This is a genomic window from [Roseibacterium] beibuensis (genome assembly GCF_039542305.1).
In the GTDB taxonomy this organism is placed as follows: Bacteria; Pseudomonadota; Alphaproteobacteria; order Rhodobacterales; family Rhodobacteraceae; genus Roseibacterium; species Roseibacterium beibuensis.
Genome location: NZ_BAABHW010000003.1, coordinates 131157 through 148952, shown reverse-complemented (window position 1 = coordinate 148952; position 17796 = coordinate 131157). Strand labels below are relative to the sequence as shown.

Annotated in this window: 19 protein-coding genes; 12 read left to right on the top strand and 7 right to left on the bottom strand. The window is 62.0% G+C overall.

Translation table 11 applies throughout. The annotated features are described in order from the left end of the window. Positions 1–24: 24 nt before the first annotated feature. The 7 genes from ilvD (at position 25) to ABD923_RS12130 (ending at position 6907) form a co-directional block, all read left to right on the top strand. The gene (gene ilvD / locus ABD923_RS12160) at positions 25–1758 is read left to right on the top strand and encodes a dihydroxy-acid dehydratase (protein WP_259548725.1); all 1734 of its coding nucleotides are present in this window, start codon (positions 25–27) and stop codon (positions 1756–1758) included. Beyond that, positions 1739–2479 (top strand): hypothetical protein, encoded by a 741-nt coding sequence (locus tag ABD923_RS12155; protein WP_259548729.1) that lies wholly within the window; start codon positions 1739–1741, stop codon positions 2477–2479. The genes ilvD and ABD923_RS12155 overlap by 20 nt, the downstream gene beginning before the upstream one ends. A 68-nt stretch (positions 2480–2547) precedes the next feature. Continuing rightward, positions 2548–3321 carry a DUF6478 family protein gene (locus ABD923_RS12150; protein WP_259549149.1) on the top strand — a complete coding sequence of 258 codons (774 nt, stop codon included), beginning with the start codon at positions 2548–2550 and terminating at the stop codon, positions 3319–3321. Between the two features lie 33 nt (positions 3322–3354). Then, on the top strand, positions 3355–3723 hold the full coding sequence (locus ABD923_RS12145; protein ID WP_345229494.1) for a hypothetical protein: 369 nt from the start codon (positions 3355–3357) through the stop codon (positions 3721–3723). Positions 3724–3797: 74 nt separating this feature from the next. Then, positions 3798–4262 carry a DUF4405 domain-containing protein gene (locus tag ABD923_RS12140; protein WP_345229493.1) on the top strand — a complete coding sequence of 155 codons (465 nt, stop codon included), beginning with the start codon at positions 3798–3800 and terminating at the stop codon, positions 4260–4262. A gap of 82 nt (positions 4263–4344) precedes the next feature. Beyond that, positions 4345–6378: an NADPH-dependent 2,4-dienoyl-CoA reductase gene (locus ABD923_RS12135; RefSeq protein ID WP_259548736.1), complete on the top strand. Its 2034-nt coding sequence runs from the start codon at positions 4345–4347 to the stop codon at positions 6376–6378. Positions 6379–6496: 118 nt separating this feature from the next. After that, positions 6497–6907, top strand: a complete 411-nt coding sequence (locus tag ABD923_RS12130) for a DUF7282 domain-containing protein (protein ID WP_425584031.1) — start codon at positions 6497–6499, stop codon at positions 6905–6907. Positions 6908–6959: 52 nt separating this feature from the next. Here the strand turns inward: ABD923_RS12130 and ABD923_RS12125 are convergent, their stop codons facing one another. Beyond that, positions 6960–7247 carry an SCP2 sterol-binding domain-containing protein gene (locus ABD923_RS12125; RefSeq protein WP_259548738.1) on the bottom strand — a complete coding sequence of 96 codons (288 nt, stop codon included), beginning with the start codon at positions 7245–7247 and terminating at the stop codon, positions 6960–6962. A gap of 93 nt (positions 7248–7340) precedes the next feature. Continuing rightward, the gene (locus tag ABD923_RS12120) at positions 7341–8561 is read right to left on the bottom strand and encodes an argininosuccinate synthase (RefSeq protein ID WP_259548740.1); all 1221 of its coding nucleotides are present in this window, start codon (positions 8559–8561) and stop codon (positions 7341–7343) included. 84 nt (positions 8562–8645) lie between these two features. Here ABD923_RS12120 and ABD923_RS12115 point away from each other — a divergent pair, with 84 nt between their 5' ends. Both ABD923_RS12115 and ilvA read left to right on the top strand, forming a co-directional pair. Next, the gene (locus ABD923_RS12115) at positions 8646–9413 is read left to right on the top strand and encodes a hypothetical protein (protein ID WP_259548742.1); all 768 of its coding nucleotides are present in this window, start codon (positions 8646–8648) and stop codon (positions 9411–9413) included. Between the two features lie 38 nt (positions 9414–9451). After that, complete coding sequence (gene ilvA / locus ABD923_RS12110; protein ID WP_259548764.1) at positions 9452–10699, top strand: threonine ammonia-lyase IlvA; 1248 nt, start codon at positions 9452–9454, stop codon at positions 10697–10699. 5 nt (positions 10700–10704) lie between these two features. Here the strand turns inward: ilvA and ABD923_RS12105 are convergent, their stop codons facing one another. Next, positions 10705–11121 (bottom strand): Hpt domain-containing protein, encoded by a 417-nt coding sequence (locus ABD923_RS12105; RefSeq protein ID WP_259548765.1) that lies wholly within the window; start codon positions 11119–11121, stop codon positions 10705–10707. Between the two features lie 71 nt (positions 11122–11192). Between ABD923_RS12105 and ABD923_RS12100 the strand changes: the two genes are divergently transcribed. Then, complete coding sequence (locus ABD923_RS12100; RefSeq protein ID WP_259548767.1) at positions 11193–12482, top strand: PP2C family protein-serine/threonine phosphatase; 1290 nt, start codon at positions 11193–11195, stop codon at positions 12480–12482. On the opposite strand, the gene ABD923_RS12095 is transcribed toward ABD923_RS12100, so the two are convergent. Further along, positions 12479–12934 (bottom strand): NUDIX hydrolase, encoded by a 456-nt coding sequence (locus ABD923_RS12095; RefSeq protein WP_259548768.1) that lies wholly within the window; start codon positions 12932–12934, stop codon positions 12479–12481. The genes ABD923_RS12100 and ABD923_RS12095 overlap by 4 nt on opposite strands. 97 nt (positions 12935–13031) lie before the next feature. On the opposite strand from ABD923_RS12095, the gene ABD923_RS12090 reads away from it, so the two are divergent. Next, positions 13032–13997: a KpsF/GutQ family sugar-phosphate isomerase gene (locus ABD923_RS12090; protein WP_259548769.1), complete on the top strand. Its 966-nt coding sequence runs from the start codon at positions 13032–13034 to the stop codon at positions 13995–13997. Between the two features lie 87 nt (positions 13998–14084). Here the strand turns inward: ABD923_RS12090 and ABD923_RS12085 are convergent, their stop codons facing one another. The 3 genes from ABD923_RS12085 to ABD923_RS12075 form a co-directional block, all read right to left on the bottom strand. After that, on the bottom strand, positions 14085–14411 hold the full coding sequence (locus ABD923_RS12085) for a hypothetical protein (protein ID WP_259548771.1): 327 nt from the start codon (positions 14409–14411) through the stop codon (positions 14085–14087). A 250-nt stretch (positions 14412–14661) separates the two neighbouring features. Continuing rightward, a complete protein-coding gene (locus tag ABD923_RS12080) occupies positions 14662–15966 on the bottom strand; it encodes a UDP-glucose dehydrogenase family protein (RefSeq protein WP_259548772.1) in 1305 nt (434 codons plus the stop codon). An 85-nt stretch (positions 15967–16051) separates the two neighbouring features. Continuing rightward, the gene (locus tag ABD923_RS12075) at positions 16052–16594 is read right to left on the bottom strand and encodes a type VI secretion system-associated protein TagO (protein WP_345229492.1); all 543 of its coding nucleotides are present in this window, start codon (positions 16592–16594) and stop codon (positions 16052–16054) included. Positions 16595–17040: 446 nt separating this feature from the next. On the opposite strand from ABD923_RS12075, the gene ABD923_RS12070 reads away from it, so the two are divergent. Next, positions 17041–17790, top strand: a complete 750-nt coding sequence (locus ABD923_RS12070; RefSeq protein WP_259548776.1) for a sugar transferase — start codon at positions 17041–17043, stop codon at positions 17788–17790. The last annotated feature ends 6 nt before the right edge of the window (positions 17791–17796 follow it).

Here is a 17796-nt window from a genome sequence, read left to right as displayed (position 1 = left end):
CCTGTAAGCGGAAGGGAGCCAGCGATGTTGAATGGCAAGGTGGACAAGTCGAAATTGCCAAGCCGCCACGTGACGGAAGGTCCGTCGCGCGCGCCGCACCGGTCGTATTTCTATGCAATGGGCATCTCCGAGGAAGAGATTCACCAGCCTTTCGTCGGCGTCGCGACCTGCTGGAACGAGGCCGCGCCCTGTAACATCGCGCTGAACCGACAGGCACAGTCGGTGAAGCTGGGCGTGAAGCATGCCAACGGCACGCCGCGCGAATTCACGACGATCACCGTCACCGACGGCATCGCCATGGGCCATGAAGGGATGCGCTCGTCGCTTGCCTCGCGCGATGCCATCGCCGACACGGTCGAACTGACCATGCGTGGTCATTGCTACGACGCCATTGTCGGCCTTGCCGGGTGCGACAAGTCGCTGCCGGGCATGATGATGGCGATGGTGCGCCTGAACGTGCCATCGGTCTTTATCTACGGCGGGTCCATCCTTCCGGGCCGTCTGGAAGGCAAGGACGTGACCGTGCAGGACGTGTTCGAAGCCGTCGGTCAGCACCAGGCGGGCAACATGTCGGACGAGATGCTGGCCGTGATCGAGCGCGTCGCCTGCCCCAGCGCGGGCGCCTGCGGCGGCCAGTTCACCGCCAACACCATGGCCTGCGTCTCCGAGGCGATTGGCCTTGCGCTGCCGAACTCGTCAGGCGCACCGGCCCCGTATGAAAGCCGCGATCAGTATGGCGTGGCCTCGGGCGAGGCGGTGATGAAGCTGCTGGAAAAAGGTATCCGTGCCCGTGACATCGTCACCCGCAAATCGCTGGAAAACGCCGCGCGCGTCGTGGCCTGCACCGGCGGGTCGACCAATGCCGGCCTGCACCTGCCCGCCATCGCGCATGAGGCCGGGATCGACTTCGACCTGTTCGACGTCTGCGAGATCTTCAAGGACACCCCGTATTTTGTCGATATGAAGCCGGGCGGCCAATACGTCGCCAAGGACCTCTACGAGGCGGGCGGCGTGCCCGTCGTCATGAAGGAACTGCGCAAGGCGGGCCTCATCCACGAGGATTGCATCACCGCCACCGGCCGCAGCATGGGCGAGGAACTCGACCTCATCACCCGTGAAGCCGACGGCAAGGTGATCTACTCGGCTGCAACGCCGATCACGCCCACCGGTGGCGTCGTGGGCCTGAAAGGCAACCTCGCCCCCGAAGGCGCCATCGTGAAGGTCGCTGGCATGGCCGCAGAGAACCAGGTGTTCACCGGTCCCGCCCGCGTCTTCGAGTGTGAAGAAGACGCCTTCGAAGCCGTGAAGGCGCGCAACTACAAGGAAGGCGAGGTCATCGTCATCCGCAACGAAGGGCCCAAGGGTGGCCCCGGTATGCGTGAAATGCTGGCCACGACCGCTGCTCTCTCGGGCCAGGGTATGGGCAAGAAGGTTGCTCTGATCACCGATGGCCGTTTCTCGGGCGCAACGCGTGGCTTCTGCGTGGGCCATGTCGGCCCCGAGGCCGCCGTGGGTGGGCCGATCGGCCTGCTTCAGGATGGCGACATGATCACGATCGACGCGATCAATGGCGAGCTTTCCGTCGCTCTGTCCGACGAGGAGCTGGAGGAGCGCCGCGCCAACTGGTCCGGCCCGCGTGAAACGATCTACGCCACCGGCGCGCTTTGGAAATACGCCCAGTTGGTCGGGAATGCCCGTCTCGGCGCAGTCACCCATCCCGGTGGCAAAGAAGAGAAGCATGTCTACGCCGATCTTTGATCAGTGGCTTCGCCCCGCCGCGCTTGGCTTGTTCTGCCTTGCGCTGGCGGGGTGCGCCGGCGGCTTGGGGGCCTCGGCCCCGCGCGAGGCGATCGTCACCCAATCGGCGATTATCGTCACCGGCCCCGAGGGGTTTTGCGTCGATGAAACGGCGACGCGCGATGATGGCGCGACGGCCTTCGTCCTTTTGGGCAACTGCGCAGCGATCTCGAGCTCCCGCCGCGCGGATCAACCATCGGTCCCGGCGGTTCTGACGGCGGCTATCTCCGCGCCGTCCGACGAGGGCGCGATTGCCGACAGCCTCGGGGAACTCGACGCTTTCTTCCGGTCCGAACAGGGGCTCGCGCTGCTCAGCCGGTCGCAAGACCCTGAAACGGTCACGATTCTCGACACCCGGATCGAGGGGGACATGTTCCTGCTGCACGCAAGCGACGTCAGCGCCGGATCGGTCGTGGGTGTGCAGCACGATTACTGGCGTGCCTATCTCGACCTCGGTCAGCGGATTACCACGCTTTCCGTTCTGGCGCTTGAGGATCGTGAGGTCAGCGAGGCGGAAAGCCTTGCAACCTTGCGCGCCTTTGCCGGCGCGGTGCAGGCGGCCAATGCCGGCCTGGGTGACACCGCCCCCATTGTCGCGCCTGCCGCCCCGGTCGAGGCGGTCGAGCCGCCCCCAAGCGGTGGCCTGTTCAATGTTGGCCTGTTCCGGCGCATATTCGGTTAACGTCTTTTCAAGTTCGCCGTTATATTCCACGCCGACGGGACAGTGTAAGGTTTGAGGAACGAGTGTTCATGGGGGATCAAAAACCAGGCATTCTGGAACGGTTTGGCCGGAGTGATCGGCTGAAACGATGGCAGCGCGCGATGGACGCGCCCCGTGGTGTGTCCGGTTCCACCCTTGCCGAGATGAATGTCGAGATGCGCGAAATGCGCGACAGGTTGGACACTCTTTCATCGCGTGCGCGGAGTGAGTTGTTGTCGCGGGTTTTGCCCAGTGACGGGATCGAACAGTCTGACCAGTGCGATTGGGTCATGCGCCCCGCCCCCTGGCGTGTCGAAATGCGCCCGCGCGGCCTGGTCGGCGTGCCGTCTCCGACGCATCTGCCGGGTGACGTGACCCTGTTCCATGACGCGGCGAATTCGGACCTCAGCTTACGGCAAGACCGCGCGCCAGCCTGGGTTGACGGCGCCATTTTCGGTCTCGTGCTGGAGGTCTACCGGTTTGACGGATCCTTCGTGTCGCTGGTTCATGATCTTCCCGGTGAAGCGGTCGAGGGGTTGACCCTGAACCATTTCATCTCGGTCGATCTTCGGATCGAACGGGAACAACCTGTCGAACTCTATGCCCGGCTGAATGTGCAGCACGGTCCGAATGTCGAACAACTGGTGCGGCAGATCGAGATCCGCGACGGGCGCGGACAGGCCGAATTCGATCTCGCCTATTCCAAGATCAACGAGCAACGAATCGAGAAAGCGTGGCTCGATCTCATTATCGAAAGTCCCGAGATGACGCGGATCGCGCTGTGGGACATGGTGGTTTTGCGCGCGCCGCGCGCCGATGTCTAAGTCGTCCCTCACCGGGGCAGAAGGGTGAAGACAGTGCGGGAAAGACTGCAGCAGGTTCGGATCACGTCGGGTGTTTACGAAGGGATTTTCGAAGGGCCGTTGGAGACAGGGATCGAAGCTGTCCATAACGGCAAGGTTGTCGGCCTTGCCCGCATGGTCGCTGTGCCGGACCAACCCGGGGCCACCCGCGTCACGATAGATCTGCCCTCAGACGTCCTGTCGGACGGCGTGCAGGTGGTTGCCTTGCGCAGCACCACCAGCGGCGAGGTTCTCGACCGGATAACGCTCATGGCAGGCACTGGCCTCGATGAAGATATCCGTGGCGAAGTGGCCCTGCTGCGCGACGAGATCGAGCTTTTGAAAACGGCGTTCCGGCGCCATGTGTCCGCGGCACAGGATTGACCTTGTCTTTGGGCCGGTCTTAGGCTGGCCCATTTCACGGATTGGACCTGCCCGTTGGAAAACGGAGCCTCAAGATGACCGACTCTCACGAAAACGAACACGCCGCCGAGCGCACGCGCCGCCGGCCGCCCTTTTCCGGACGCGCGGCGGCGCTCTTCGGCGTGTCGCTTTCCGTTCTTGTGGCCGCGCTTAGCGGCATCGCGATGTACATCGCGCCGCAAGGTCGGCTGGCAAGCGCAATCGACTGGCATTGGGTGGGCCTGACGCGCGGGCAATGGGAAACCCTGCATACCACGACCAGCCTGTTGTTCGTCGGCTTCGTGGTCTGGCACTTCTGGGTTCACATCGCGGTGTACAAAACGCTCCTCTTCGGCTCGGCTACGCGCAAGGGGCACACGGTCGAAGTCCTGATCGCGGTCGCCGCGGTCGCCATTGTCGTGGTCACCTCCGTTCTCGATTTGCCGCCTGCATCCTGGATCGAAGCCGTTGGCGGGATGTTCAAGCGCGAGTTCTGGGGAGAGGCGATCGGCTCTCATTAAAAGGCCCGGATGCCGGTGACGCCGCGTAGGGGATGACAGACGGCTATCCGCGCGATTACCTGCCGGGCGGGAGGAACCGCCAATGCCTGAAACGCTTTATCCGCACATGCTGGCCCCGCTCGATCTGGGTTTTGTCACCCTGAAGAATCGCGTGCTCATGGGGTCCATGCACACGGGCCTTGAAGAGACGAAGGATTGGCCGCGCGTGGCCACGTTCTACGCGGAACGGGCGCGCGGCGGGGCTGGCCTGATCGTGACGGGCGGCATGGCACCAAACAAGGAAGGCGGCGTGTTTCCCGGCGCGGCGGGGCTGTTCACAGATCAGGACATCGTGAACCATCGGATCGTGACCGATGCCGTGCATGACGCTGGCGGGCGTATCGCGATGCAGATCCTGCATGCGGGGCGTTATGCCTATTCGCCCGATTGCGTGGCCCCCAGCGCGATCAAATCGCCGATTTCACCCTTTCCGCCGAAGGAGTTGGACGAAGAGGGCATCGAGAAACAGATCGCCGATATCGTCACGGCCGCCGTCCGCGCGCGCGAGGCTGGATATGACGGGGTCGAGATCATGGGCTCCGAAGGGTATTTCCTCAACCAGTTCCTCGTCACCCATACCAACAAACGGACCGACCGATGGGGTGGGTCTTACGAGAACCGGATGCGCTTGCCGGTCGAGGTGGTGCGCCGCGCGCGCGAGGCGGTTGGCCCGGATTTCATCATCATCTTCCGCCTGAGCATGATCGACCTTGTCCCCGGCGGATCGACTCACGCCGAGGTCGTTCAACTTGCCAAAGCGATCGAAGAGGCAGGCGCCACGATCCTGAATACGGGCATCGGCTGGCACGAGGCGCGCATTCCCACCATCGCGACAAGCGTGCCGCGCAAGGCCTTCGCCTGGGTGACGAAAAAGCTGATGGGCAAGGTTGGTATCCCGATCATCACCTCCAACCGCATCAACATGCCGGATGTCGCGGAGGAGGTGCTGGCCGAGGGCTGCGCCGACATGGTGTCGATGGCGCGCCCGTTCCTCGCCGATCCCGATTTTGTGGCCAAGGCCGCCGCAGGCCGCGCGAATGAAATCGCGCCCTGCATCGCCTGCAACCAGGCGTGCCTGGATCATACCTTCTCGGGCAAGTTGACGTCCTGCCTCGTGAACCCGCGCGCCTGTCATGAAGCGGAGTTGCAGATCCGCGCGACAGATGCGCCCAAAAGAGTGGCGATTGTCGGGGCCGGGGCAGCCGGTGTCGCGGCGGCCCTGACCGCGGCCGAGCGCGGCCATGCGGTGACCCTGTTCGACAAGGCCGACCGGGTGGGTGGGCAACTGAACATGGCCCGTGAAATCCCGGGCAAGGAAGAATTTCACGGCCTCGTCGACTGGTTTGAAACGATGATCGACCGTCGTGGCATCGACCTGCGCTTGTCGACGGCACCGTCGCCCGATGACCTGCGTGGCTTCGACGAGGTGATCGTGGCGACCGGGGTCAACCCGCGTGACCCGGAGATTCCCGGCCAGGACGGGCCGAATGTTCTGTCCTATATCGATGTCTTGGCGGGCAAGGCACCCGTCGGGACGCGCGTGGCCATCATCGGTGCCGGTGGGATCGGGTTTGACGTAGCCGAGTACCTTGTCGAGGGCGATGAAAGCCCGACCGAGAACCCCGAGTTGTGGCGCAAGGAATGGGGGGTGACGGACCCCGAGGAGCATCGCGGCGGCCTCGCCCCGGATGGTCCGCATCCCGCGCCAGCGGCGCGACAGGTCGTGCTTCTGCAAAGAAAACCGGAAAAGCCTGGAAAGAGGTTAGGCAAGACAACTGGCTGGATCCATCGCGCCAGCCTCAAGATGAAGAACGTCAAGATGATGCCGGGCGTAAATTACGAAAAGATAGATGCGGACGGCTTGCATGTCAGCTTTGGCCCAGACCACGCGGACCCGACCCTGATCGAGGTCGATACCATCGTGCTCTGCGCCGGGCAGGTCGTCGAGCGCAGCCTTGCCGATGCGCTGGAGGCAGAAGGGATCGCCTGCCATGTCATCGGTGGGGCCGATGTGGCGGCCGAACTCGATGCCAAGCGCGCCATCGATCAGGGCACACGCCTCGCCGCCTCGCTTTGATTTTTTTCGGCGGACGTGAAACTCCGGCCGCGCCTCCCTCGTGGTTCCTGTCAGCTCGGCCAAACAAGGCCGGGAAAACAGTCCAAGTCTGGAGGCTATCATGTTCAAGAAAATCCTGATGATCGGCGCACTGCCGGCGATTCCTTTCCTGTTCACGCAGGCGGTTTACGCCGAAGCGCATGCGATGGCGCCGGCTGTCATGGCGTCCGATCAGGACGCGTCGAACGGAATCGTCAGCGCCGAGTCCATCGTGGCGCCCGCCAATGGCTGGTTGGTCGTTCACCGCACCGACGCTGACATGGCCCCCGGTCCGGTCATCGGCCATGCGCCGATCCGCGAAGGGGAAACCGCTGATGTGGCCGCGATTTTGACCGAAGATGTCGCGCCGGGTGACATGTTGATGCTGATGGTCCACGGCGAAGACGGCGGCGAGCGGACCGGCATCTTCGAATACACGTTGGGTGCGACCGAGGATGGTCCGATCCGACTGGATGGCGACCTGGTGATGACCGTCATCACCGCGCAGTAAATTTGGGTTTCGGGGGGCGGTGCTTCTGTGCGCCGCCCTTCGCCCCCCTGCCTCAGCGGGCCAAGAGCTTGCCGAGGCCCATGGCGACGCCCATGTCGCCCGACACTTTCAGCTTTCCCATCATGACGCCCGTCATCGGGTTCAGCTTGCCGCCGAGCAATTTCACCAGGTTATCCTGGCTCAGGCGAATTGTGCAGTCCGTGTCCCGATCATCGGTCGATGCAGAGCCATCGGCCAAAACGATCACGCCATCATCGCCGCAATCGAACTTTAGCGATCCGTCAAAGCTTTTGCCGTTCAGGCCTTCGCGGATCTGGGCGGCAAGATCAGTTAAACCCATTGAAATCGAACCCCTATCAAGGGCCGCAACGAAAACGGCCCACCATAGGCTTAGGCGGGCCGTGAGAACGGGACAATCGCGACGTAGCGGCGCTTATCCTTTCAGGCGCCGGTTCCGCGCGGCCAGGAGCTTCAGGCGAAGCGCGTTGAGCTGGATGAAGCCCTGCGCGTCCTTCTGGTCATAGGCACCGGCGTCTTCCTCGAAGGTCACATGCGCTTCGGAATACAGGCTGTGATCCGACCAGCGCGCCACGGTGCGCGCGGAGCCCTTGAACAGCATCAGCTTGACCGTGCCGGCGACGTGTTCCTGGCTCTTGTCGATCAGGGCCTGGAGCATTTCGCGCTCGGGGCTGAACCAGAAGCCGTTATAGATCAGCTCCGCGTAGCGCGGCATGATAGAGTCTTTCAGGTGGCCCGCGCCGCTATCGAGCGTGATCTGCTCGATCCCGCGATGCGCCTCCAAAAGGATATCGCCACCCGGTGTTTCGTAGATGCCGCGTGATTTCATGCCAACAAACCGGTTTTCGACGAAATCCAGTCGCCCGATGCCATGCTTCTTGCCGTAGGCGTTCAGCGTGGTCAGGATCGTCGCGGGCGACATCGCCTCGCCATTGATCGCGACCGCGTCACCCTTCTCGAAGCTGATCTCGATGTATTCCGGCTCGTCCGGGGCGGTCACCGGATCATCCGTGCGCTGGTAGACGTAATTCGGTGCCATCTCGGCCGGGTCTTCCAGCACTTTGCCCTCGGACGAGGTGTGCAGAAGATTCGCATCGACCGAGAAGGGCGCTTCCCCGCGCTTATCCTTGGCGATCGGGATCTGGTTCTTCTCGGCAAAGTCCAGCAGGCGCGTGCGGCTGGTCAGATCCCATTCGCGCCAAGGGGCGATCACCTTGATCTCGGGGTTCAACGCATAGGCCGCCAGTTCGAACCGGACCTGGTCATTGCCCTTGCCGGTCGCGCCGTGGCTGACGGCATCCGCGCCGGTTTCCTCGGCGATCTCGACCAGCCGCTTGGAGATCAGCGGTCGCGCGATCGAGGTGCCCAGCAGGTACAGCCCCTCGTAGACCGCGTTTGCCCGGAACATGGGGAAGACGAAATCGCGGACGAATTCCTCGCGCAGGTCTTCGATATAAATCTCGCTGACGCCCAGCATCTCGGCTTTCTTGCGCGCCGGCTCAAGCTCTTCGCCCTGGCCGAGGTCGGCGGTGAAGGTCACCACCTCGCAGCCATACTCGGTTTGCAACCACTTCAGGATGATCGAGGTGTCGAGACCGCCGGAATAGGCAAGCACGACCTTCTTGGGTGCGGACATGGGAGGGCTCCGTCAGGCTTTCGTCATTGACCGACGGGGCGATACCGGGTTTTCAGGGGCGGGGCAAGGTGAGTGGAGGTCGAGATGGACTATGGGTATCAGTTGCTGCGCCACGCAGTGCGGCAGGTTTTCGGCAATCTCGGGCAGGCTGCGCGGTTGACGCTGCTGTTGGCGATGGCCCCCACGATCTTTCTGGCCGTGACGAACACCGACCTGATGACAGGCGGGCCCGGTTTCGACCCCTCCAACCCGAATGCCCAGCAAATGCCCGAGGTCAATTGGCTGCTGGTGCTGATCGGCGCGATCCTGAGCGTCGTCGCCTGGGTCTGGGCGGCGGTGGCATGGCACCGGTTCGTCTTGCTCGAGGAATATGCGAGCGGCCCCATCCCGTCGTGGCGCGGCTCCAGCAACGGGCGTTATTTCATCCGTGCGTTGCAGGTGGGCCTGATCCTTGTGGGGGCTATGATCGCGATGACGATCATCATTGGCCTCGTCGTGATGATCCTGCCCGGTTTCGGGGTTGGTTTGATCCTTGGAATCGGTCTGATCATCGGGATCAGCTGGGTGGGCACGCGCGTGGGCCTTGTCCTGCCGGCCGCGGCCATCGACGCACCGCTGTCCATCGGCGAAAGCTGGCAGGTGACGGGGCCTGTTTCGGGCCAGATCCTGTTGCCGATCATCGTAATCGCGCTCGTTGGCGGGTTGTTGTCGCAGGCGGTGCTGGTTCTCTTCGGGGTCGGGATCGTGGCCGTTCTCGTGTCGGCCGTGATTTCGTGGCTGCAACTTCTCGTGAACCTTGCCTTGATGACAACGCTTTACGGCAACCTCGTCGAGGGTCGTCAGCTACACTGAGTCTGGACAGCGCGCCCGCGTTGGGGCACGCCCGTGTCATGACCCAGTTTTCCGATGCCGCCCGCGCCGCCACCGAGGCCCTGCGCGACCTGTTTCCGCCCACGCCGCTTCAGCGCAACGCGCATCTGAGCGAGCGTTTCGGGGCCGATATCTGGCTCAAGCGCGAGGATCTGAGCCCCGTCCGATCCTACAAGATCCGGGGCGCGTTCAACGCCATGCGCAAGGTGTTGGCCGCGACGCCCGAGAAACGCAAATTCGTGTGTGCCAGCGCGGGCAACCATGCGCAGGGCGTCGCGTTTGTCTGTGCGCATTTCGGGGTCGAAGGCACGATCTTCATGCCGGTGACGACGCCCGAGCAGAAGATCATGAAGACCCGGCGTTTCGGCGGGGATGCCGTCACCATCGAGTTGGTCGGCGATTTCTTCGACGACACGCTGGCGGCGGCCAAGGCCCATTGCGAGTCGACCGGCGCGCATTTCCTGTCGCCCTTCGATGACCCCGACGTGATCGAGGGGCAGGCATCTGTCGCCGTTGAATTGCTGGACGACATGGGGGACGCGCCGGACCGGTTGATCCTGCCTGTGGGCGGGGGGGGCCTGTCTGCCGGGATGATTTCGTATTTCAACGCGGTTGGCGCCCAGACGAAGTTCACGCTGGTCGAGCCGGTGGGAGGACCAAGCCTGACGGCAGCCTTGCGCATTGGCGCGCCGCAGACCATCCCGATCACCGATACGTTCGTGGACGGGGCCGCCGTCGCGCGCATCGGGGACCGCACGTTCGACGTTTTGAAATCGGTTGCGCCCGCCGATGTCCTTTTGGCGCCCGAGAACCGTATCTGCGTGACGATACAAGAGATGCTGAACGGCGAAGGGATCGTGCTGGAGCCCGCCGGCGCACTGGCCATCGATGTGTTGGATGATGTGCGCGACCAGATCGCCGGGCAGACGGTCGTCTGCGTGACCTCGGGCGGCAATTTCGATTTCGAGCGCCTCCCCGAGGTCAAGGAACGCGCCATGAATTGGCAGGGCGTGAAGAAATACTTCATCCTGCGCCTGCCGCAGCGGCCCGGCGCGTTGCGCGATTTCCTCGACCTTCTTGGAGCCGACGACAACATCACCCGGTTCGAATATCTCAAGAAGAACAGCCGCAATTTCGGCTCGGTCCTGATTGGCATCGAAACCGGCGACGCAACCAACTTTCCCGCCTTGTTTGAAAGGGTAAACGCCCGCGGATTCGCTTTCCGCGATGTTACAGATGACGAGGTTCTGGCCGATTTCCTGATTTGAAGCGGCTACGCCGCCTCGATCTGTGCCGGCATTCGGGTTTCAAGTTCTGCCAGCGATTGACGAAAGACGGCTTTGACGTCTTCGATATCCGCTGCGAATCCGGCGTTGCAAGTTTCCTCGGCGCGGGCGCAGGCCTCGACCATCGCGACGAGGCCCATGTTCGCAGCGCTTCCCTTCAGGAAGTGGAAATCCGCCGCCGTCTCCGAGCCTCGGGTAAAACGATCGAGGGTGTCTCGCATCTCGGTGACGAACATCATTACGATGTCATCGAAGCTTTCCGGACCGATATCTTCACGCAGGGTCGCGAGGCGGCCCCAATCTATCAAATTCATCAATATCTCCTTCCCCACGCTTGGGACAGTGTCAGGCGTAGGTTGAAGAACTCTTAAACGCGGGCGCCGCGATGTTTCGATTTCGAGCATTTACCGGGCCTTAAGATCACCCGGCCTAGCATTGGTCTACGCCTGCCAGTCGGGCGCACGAGTGAGGTGCGATGTATCCCGAGACTTCGGACCGGACCTATGCCAATGCCTTTCCCGTCCCGCCCCTGGCGGACGGGGTAGGCGGCACGATTCTTGTTCTGGACGACAGCGCCGCGCAAAGGGGAATGCTTTGTGCCTTGCTGAGGCGGTGGGGCATGGAGCCTTGGTCATCGGGCGATCCGGCCGAGGCGTTGGAGCTTGCCCGCGACGCGCGCGTCGGATTGGTCATTTGCGACTGGATGATGCCTGGCATGACGGGTCCGGAATTTTGCCGCCGCCTGCGGGCTTCCGGGCGCGAGGGCTATGCCTATGTCATCCTGCTGACGTCGAAATCGGCCGAGGATGCCTTGGCCGAGGGTTTGGCCGCGGGCGCCGATGATTTCCTCAGCAAACCTCTCCACCCTTCCGAATTGCGCGCGCGTCTGAATGCCGGTGCGAGAATCGTCGCGATGCAGCGCGCCCTTGTGGACAAGAACCATCAACTCGGCCGCGCCTTGTCCGAGATTCGGACGCTCTACGACGCCATCGATGTCGACCTCGAGGAAGCGCGCCGCTTGCAGCTTTCTTTTCTGCCGGACGCGACGCGAAGCTTGCCGGGTGTGGACTTGTCGCTTTGGCTGGAGTCGTCAGGCCATGTCGGCGGCGACATGGTTGGTTGGTTCGAGGCATCTCGTGGCATGATCGGTGTCCACAGCATCGACGTGTCCGGTCACGGCGTGGCCTCCGCGATGATCGGGGCACGGGTTGCCGGTATGCTCTCGGGGCGGGCCCCCGAGCAGAATATCGCGTTGTCCGGCTTGGGCGGCGGCGTGTTTCGCGCCCTTCCACCGGATTTCGTTGCAACGCGTCTCAACGCGCTGATGCTCGAGGAACTGACCGGCGATCGCTATCTCACGCTGGTTCTGGGGATGCTGGATGTGATGACCGGGCAGTTCAGTTTCGTGCAGGCCGGTCATCCCCACCCGATCCTCATGCGCACCGACGGCAGCGTCGAGACATTGGGCAAAGGCGGTCTGCCGATCGGTCTGGTGCAAGACGCAACCTATCAGGTCTATCGCGCGCGCCTGATGCCGGGCGATCGGCTGATATTCTACACCGATGGCCTGACCGAATGCAGCGCGCCCGATGGGACCATGCTGGGCGAAGAGGGGCTTATCGAGCTGAGCCGCAAGTACCACAGGGCAACAGGCGCGGAATTCCTGGAACGTCTCAAATCGGATCTGCGGGCCTTTGCCACGGCGCCCGGGTTCGAGGATGACGCCTCTGCGCTCGTGCTCGACTATCACGGTCCGCCGACCTAGCGGCGTTGACCACGGATTTGCAGCCATTGCGCTACGAAATACCGATCGCCGGAAACGTCCAGTTCGGACAGGGCGACAGTCCACGGCAGGAACACCGCGCTGTGCCCGGGTTCGGTCGGCGGCGAATGCCTACGCCCCAGTCGGGCGACATAGACATGGCACTGCTTGTGCGCGTGGTAGCCGTATTCCGGCATGAAAGTGTACCGGTGGAACATCCCCAACCGACGCGGTGCGGCAATGGAATACCCGGTTTCTTCACGCACTTCCCGTGCAAGAGCGACCAAGGGCGCCTCGCCAGGATCGATCCCACCGCCGGGCAATTGCAATTCCGCGCGCGGTTCTTCCTGGAACGTGGCCAGAAGTCCGTCGCCGGCATCAATGATGGCATAAACACCAGGGCGCGGCGCAAAGCGGATCGCCCGGTCAGGGACAGGTCCGAATCGACGGTTCATGGGGGTCCTCCTGTGTCATGCGTCTTCTTGCCAGCCCGGACGCATCAGCGAAAGTACCACCCTCGCCAAGCCTGTTCGCTTGGGCTATGGGACGCCCATGAAACAGGATGTCTCCGACATGATCCGCGCCACCGCTCGGCGCGTTTTGCAGACCGAGGGTCGCGCCGTCACCGCGATGGCCGAGAGCCTTCCAGAAGATTTCGCCGATGCGGTGCAGGCCGTGCTCGATACGAAGGGGCGCGTCATCCTATCGGGTATTGGGAAATCCGGTCACATCGCCCGGAAAATCAGCTCGACCTTCGCGTCAACGGGCACACCATCTGCCTTCGTCCACCCCGCCGAGGCCAGCCACGGCGATCTGGGAATGGTCACACCGGGGGATCTGGCGATCCTCATCTCGAATTCGGGCGAAACCTCGGAGCTGCGGGATATCGTGGCCCATGTCACCCGCTTTTCCATCCCGCTGATCGCGATTTCAGGCCGGTCCGGGTCCACGCTCATGCAGGCAGCGGATTTCAAATTGCTTTTGCCGCCCGAGCCCGAAGCTTGCAGCCTCGGCATGGCGCCCACCACATCGACCACCCTGACGCTGGCCCTTGGCGATGCTCTGGCCGTTGCCGTTATGGAGCGCCGCGGTTTTCTTGCCGAGCAATTCCATACCTTTCATCCCGGCGGAAAGCTGGGCGCGCAATTGGCGAAGGTTTCGCAGTTGATGCACGGGACCGAACGTCTGCCGCTTGTTCCGGAGACCGAGTCCATGGCCGAAACGCTGGTGGTGATGAGCGAGAAGGGCTTCGGGATTGCTGGCGTGACCGAGTCCGAAAAACTGGTCGGTGTCATTTCGGACGGTGACCTTCGGCGCAACATCGCCAATCTCATGGATCGGTCCGCCGGTGAGGTCGCAACGCACAACCCGCGCTGCATCGGGCCTGATATGCTTGCCTCCGAAGCCTTGGCCATGATGTCGGAAAACAAGATCACGGCCCTTTTCGTTGTCGATTCCGACAGGCGCCCCCTCGGTATCCTCCACCTCCACGACTGCCTGCGCGCCGGATTGCTTTGAAGACATGGCCTTGGCTGCGGCAGACAAAACGCCCCGCCTGAAAGACAGGCGAGGCGTTTGCGGAAGCGTTAGATTAGCACCACGGATTTAGTTGTCGGCTTCGGCGCGGATGCGAGCGATCGTGTCGGCTGCATAGGCGGGTTCGCTCGGGAACACCGTAACAGTGTCGGTGCTGATACGGTCAGAGGGCGTGTCCGCGCTGCTGTTCGCGATTTCAACGGCGGTAGCAAGTGCACTGTTTTCGCCAATCTTGACCTGCGTGCCAAGTTGAACGTTGTTGATGCGCTCGGCGTTGGTGTCCACGCTTTCGTTGTAGATCTCGATGGCGGTCGAGAGAGCTTCGCTTTGGTCTTGCGCGAAGGCCGGAGCGGCGACGGCGGCGGCGATGGCGGTAGCGATGACGGTGCGTTTCATTTTCAATCTCCTTTGCAACGGGCCTCGTCGATCAAGACCGCGTTTCTCACGTTGGTGACGGTATCGTCCGTCGGTGGAGATGAATTGATGGCTTCCCGACCCTGTTTCAACACACGCCAGAACGAACCATTCGTTATTTTGGTGCAAAAATGAACATATTGGGCGAGCCCGTGCACCAAGCACACGGCCGCGTGTAAATCAGTCGCGCGGCCGTGATTACACGTTCAATTTTTCGTTTGGTTACGGAACGTTATCTTCCGACGCCCACATAGGCTTCGAACCCGGCGCGCTTGGCGTCGCGCGGGGAATAGATGTTTCTCAGGTCCGCCATGCGGGCGGTGGTCATCTTCTTGGCCATCTTCTTAAGATCGAGGGCGCGGAACTCGTTCCACTCGGTCAGCAGGACCACGACATCGGCCTTGTTCACCGCCTTGTAGGGGTCGTCCATCCACTGCACACCGGGAAGCAGGTCTTCGCCTTCGCGCTGACCCTGGGGATCTACCACACGAACCTTGGCCCCGCCGCCAACCAGGGACGGCACAATCGTCAGGCTGGGGGCTTCGCGCATGTCGTCGGTGTTGGGTTTGAAGGTGACGCCCAAGATCGCAATCGTCTTGCCGTTGAACGACCCGTCACACAGGTCGCGCAGCTTCTCGATCATCCGGTGCTTCACGTCCTCGTTCACACGAATGACCGTCTCGGTGATCTGCATCGGAACGGAATGATCCTGCCCGATCCGGGCCAGTGCGCTGGTGTCCTTGGGGAAACACGACCCGCCATAGCCCGGCCCGGCATGGAGGAACTTGTTGCCGATCCGATTGTCGAGGCCCATGCCCTTGGACACTTCCTTGACGTCCGCGCCGACACGTTCGCACAGGGCGGCGATTTCGTTGATGAAGGTGATCTTCGTCGCGAGGAAGGCATTGGCGGCGTATTTGATCATCTCTGCGGATTCGAGGTCGGTCGTGATGATCGGGAATTCACGCAGGAACAGCGGGCGGTAGATCTCGGCCATGACCTCGCTGGCGCGGTCGCTCTGCACCCCGACCACGACACGGTCAGGGCGCATGAAGTCGTCGATGGCCGCCCCTTCGCGGAGGAATTCGGGGTTCGAGGCGACGTCGAATTCTGCCGCGGGGTTGGCCTTGGCGACGACTTGCTTGACCTTGCGGTTCGTGCCGACGGGAACGGTCGACTTCGTCACGATCACCGCATAGCCGGTCAGGGCCTTGGCGACCTCTTCGGCGGCAGCCATCACGTAGCTCAGGTCGGCATGGCCATCCCCGCGCCGCGTAGGCGTGCCCACGGCGATGAACACGGCATCGGCCCCGTCCACGGCAGTGGCCAGATCGGTGGTGAAGGAGAGGCGCCCGGCCTCGACGTTCTTCTCCATCAAGGCGTCCAGACCCGGCTCGAAGATCGGGACCTGGCCCGCATTCAGCATCTCGATCTTGCGCGGATCCTTGTCGACGCAGATCACGTCATGCCCGAAATCCGAAAAACAAACACCAGAAACGAGCCCAACGTAGCCCGTGCCGATCATGGTGATCTTCATGAAATCCTCCTACCGATTTCCAAGTCCGGTTGCCCCGTGGTCAAACCGATCCACGAAAAGCGATGCCTTGTTCAGGGGGTGAAATCTACCAGTTGCAGAGTGTCCTAAGCGGCTCGATCGCCGTCTCGAGGCCTTCGATGGAGAAGCTCGCATTGAGGGTTCTTCCGGTGAAGGATGTGGCGCTGACCAACAGCCTTTCATGTTCGAACAGGCCGCGGATCAGCGGGATGGCCTCGGCCCCGGTGAAAAGACCAAGCGCACGGTTGTTCGCGGATACGTCGGCCTCGAGCGATACCGGCGCTTGGTCATCGACCTTGTAAATCAGCGTGCCGTAGTCGCCGACATCGGACATGAAATTTTCGCCGAATCTCACTTCGAACTGGGTCGTGTTCTCAAGACAGGACAGGACCAGTTCGGCCGGCGCAGAGCGTGCGAAGATGCCGGGCAGATCCTGGAAGGATGGCGACGACATGACCAAGGCGTTCTGGCTGCCTACCGGCGGAACGACCTCGACGATCTCCCATGGGCCGGCCTCCGAGAAGGTCTCGATGCATTCGACGCCGATCGTACCTTCGTCGCAGAAGGGTAAGTCATCGTAGGCAAACGCGGCGGCGGGGAGGGTGACCAAAGTCGCAAGAAGGAAAGAGATTGATAAAAAACTACGCATAATCATCGGTCTCCGCATGGAAGCTCTTGTCCAAATCTATTGGTACGCTGGATACACCACGGCAACTTGCCGGAACAGAAAAACATGCGCCCACCGCCGGCCAATCGGGTCTTTTCAATAAACGCGGCCCAACCACGGACCAAGGTCGCGGCCCATGCCAGACACGTCACGCGATTCGGGCCTCAAGCGACTCCATTCTGGGCAAAATTTGGGCGCTCGGTGGGAAAAATGGCAGAAACTAGGCATATCTTGGGCCGCATTTGCCGGTCAACACCAATGATAGGTTGTGTTTTCCGGCATGTTGCGATGGTCGTATGCTATGCCATAGTGGGGGCAAGTTTTTAAATCGTTCATTTTCTCGGGAAGGCACACCATTCAGTCGCACTTTCCGATGCTGCGAGGCTGCCATGAAATATTCTAATGAAGTCAGTAACTTTTCTAGTATCGGTGGCCGTGCCGATATCGGTATGGCCGGAGATGGGGTGCTGCGTCAGAGGGTGTTGAGCCCGTCAGAGCGCCGTCACCATCCCATCCACCTGCCGCGAAACGACCTGGGGTACCGTGTTCTGTCGAGATCGTTCGATCTGCTCGTCGGAACGGTTGCGCTTGTCTTGCTTTTGCCACTTTTCGCCGTTTTTTCGGTGCTCATCAAGCTGAGCAGCCCGGGCCCGGTCTTTTTCCGGCAGGATCGCTACGGGTTGAACGGTGACCTGTTCAAAATCTACAAGTTCCGCACGATGCGCACCGACCAGTGCGATGTCAGCGGGGTTGCACAGACAACCAAGAACGATCCGAGGGTGACGAAGGTCGGGCGGTTGTTGCGGAAAACCAGCTTCGATGAGTTGCCGCAGATCTTCAACATCCTGAAGGGTGAGATGTCGGTTGTCGGTCCGCGCCCGCATGTTCCCGGGATGCTTGCCAACGGAATGCTCTACGAGGAGTTCGATCCGCGCTACATGGCCCGTCATGTGGTCAAGCCGGGCCTTACGGGTCTTGCCCAGGTGAACGGGTTCAGGGGGGAAACCTCGACCGCGCACGCTGCGCGCAAGCGGCTCGACTACGATTTGGAGTACATCCAGCGGCAGTCCCTGCTTCTGGATGTGAAGATCACTGCGCAAACTTTCTGGAAAGAGTTTTTCCGGGGATCGGGATACTGATCCGGC

Bases quoted from the DNA above. Each gene is read 5' to 3' on its own strand.
- ilvD (WP_259548725.1), top strand. From the start codon at position 25: ATGTTGAATGGCAAGGTGGACAAGTCGAAATTGCCAAGCCGCCACGTG.
- ABD923_RS12155 (WP_259548729.1), top strand. From the start codon at position 1,739: ATGTCTACGCCGATCTTTGATCAGTGGCTTCGCCCCGCCGCGCTTGGC.
- ABD923_RS12150 (WP_259549149.1), top strand. From the start codon at position 2,548: ATGGGGGATCAAAAACCAGGCATTCTGGAACGGTTTGGCCGGAGTGAT.
- ABD923_RS12140 (WP_345229493.1), top strand. From the start codon at position 3,798: ATGACCGACTCTCACGAAAACGAACACGCCGCCGAGCGCACGCGCCGC.
- ABD923_RS12135 (WP_259548736.1), top strand. From the start codon at position 4,345: ATGCCTGAAACGCTTTATCCGCACATGCTGGCCCCGCTCGATCTGGGT.
- ABD923_RS12130 (WP_425584031.1), top strand. From the start codon at position 6,497: ATGATCGGCGCACTGCCGGCGATTCCTTTCCTGTTCACGCAGGCGGTT.
- ABD923_RS12125 (WP_259548738.1), bottom strand. From the start codon at position 7,247: ATGGGTTTAACTGATCTTGCCGCCCAGATCCGCGAAGGCCTGAACGGC.
- ABD923_RS12120 (WP_259548740.1), bottom strand. From the start codon at position 8,561: ATGTCCGCACCCAAGAAGGTCGTGCTTGCCTATTCCGGCGGTCTCGAC.
- ABD923_RS12115 (WP_259548742.1), top strand. From the start codon at position 8,646: ATGGACTATGGGTATCAGTTGCTGCGCCACGCAGTGCGGCAGGTTTTC.
- ilvA (WP_259548764.1), top strand. From the start codon at position 9,452: ATGACCCAGTTTTCCGATGCCGCCCGCGCCGCCACCGAGGCCCTGCGC.
- ABD923_RS12105 (WP_259548765.1), bottom strand. From the start codon at position 11,121: ATGCTCGAAATCGAAACATCGCGGCGCCCGCGTTTAAGAGTTCTTCAA.
- ABD923_RS12100 (WP_259548767.1), top strand. From the start codon at position 11,193: ATGTATCCCGAGACTTCGGACCGGACCTATGCCAATGCCTTTCCCGTC.
- ABD923_RS12095 (WP_259548768.1), bottom strand. From the start codon at position 12,934: ATGAACCGTCGATTCGGACCTGTCCCTGACCGGGCGATCCGCTTTGCG.
- ABD923_RS12090 (WP_259548769.1), top strand. From the start codon at position 13,032: ATGAAACAGGATGTCTCCGACATGATCCGCGCCACCGCTCGGCGCGTT.
- ABD923_RS12085 (WP_259548771.1), bottom strand. From the start codon at position 14,411: ATGAAACGCACCGTCATCGCTACCGCCATCGCCGCCGCCGTCGCCGCT.
- ABD923_RS12080 (WP_259548772.1), bottom strand. From the start codon at position 15,966: ATGAAGATCACCATGATCGGCACGGGCTACGTTGGGCTCGTTTCTGGT.
- ABD923_RS12070 (WP_259548776.1), top strand. From the start codon at position 17,041: ATGAAATATTCTAATGAAGTCAGTAACTTTTCTAGTATCGGTGGCCGT.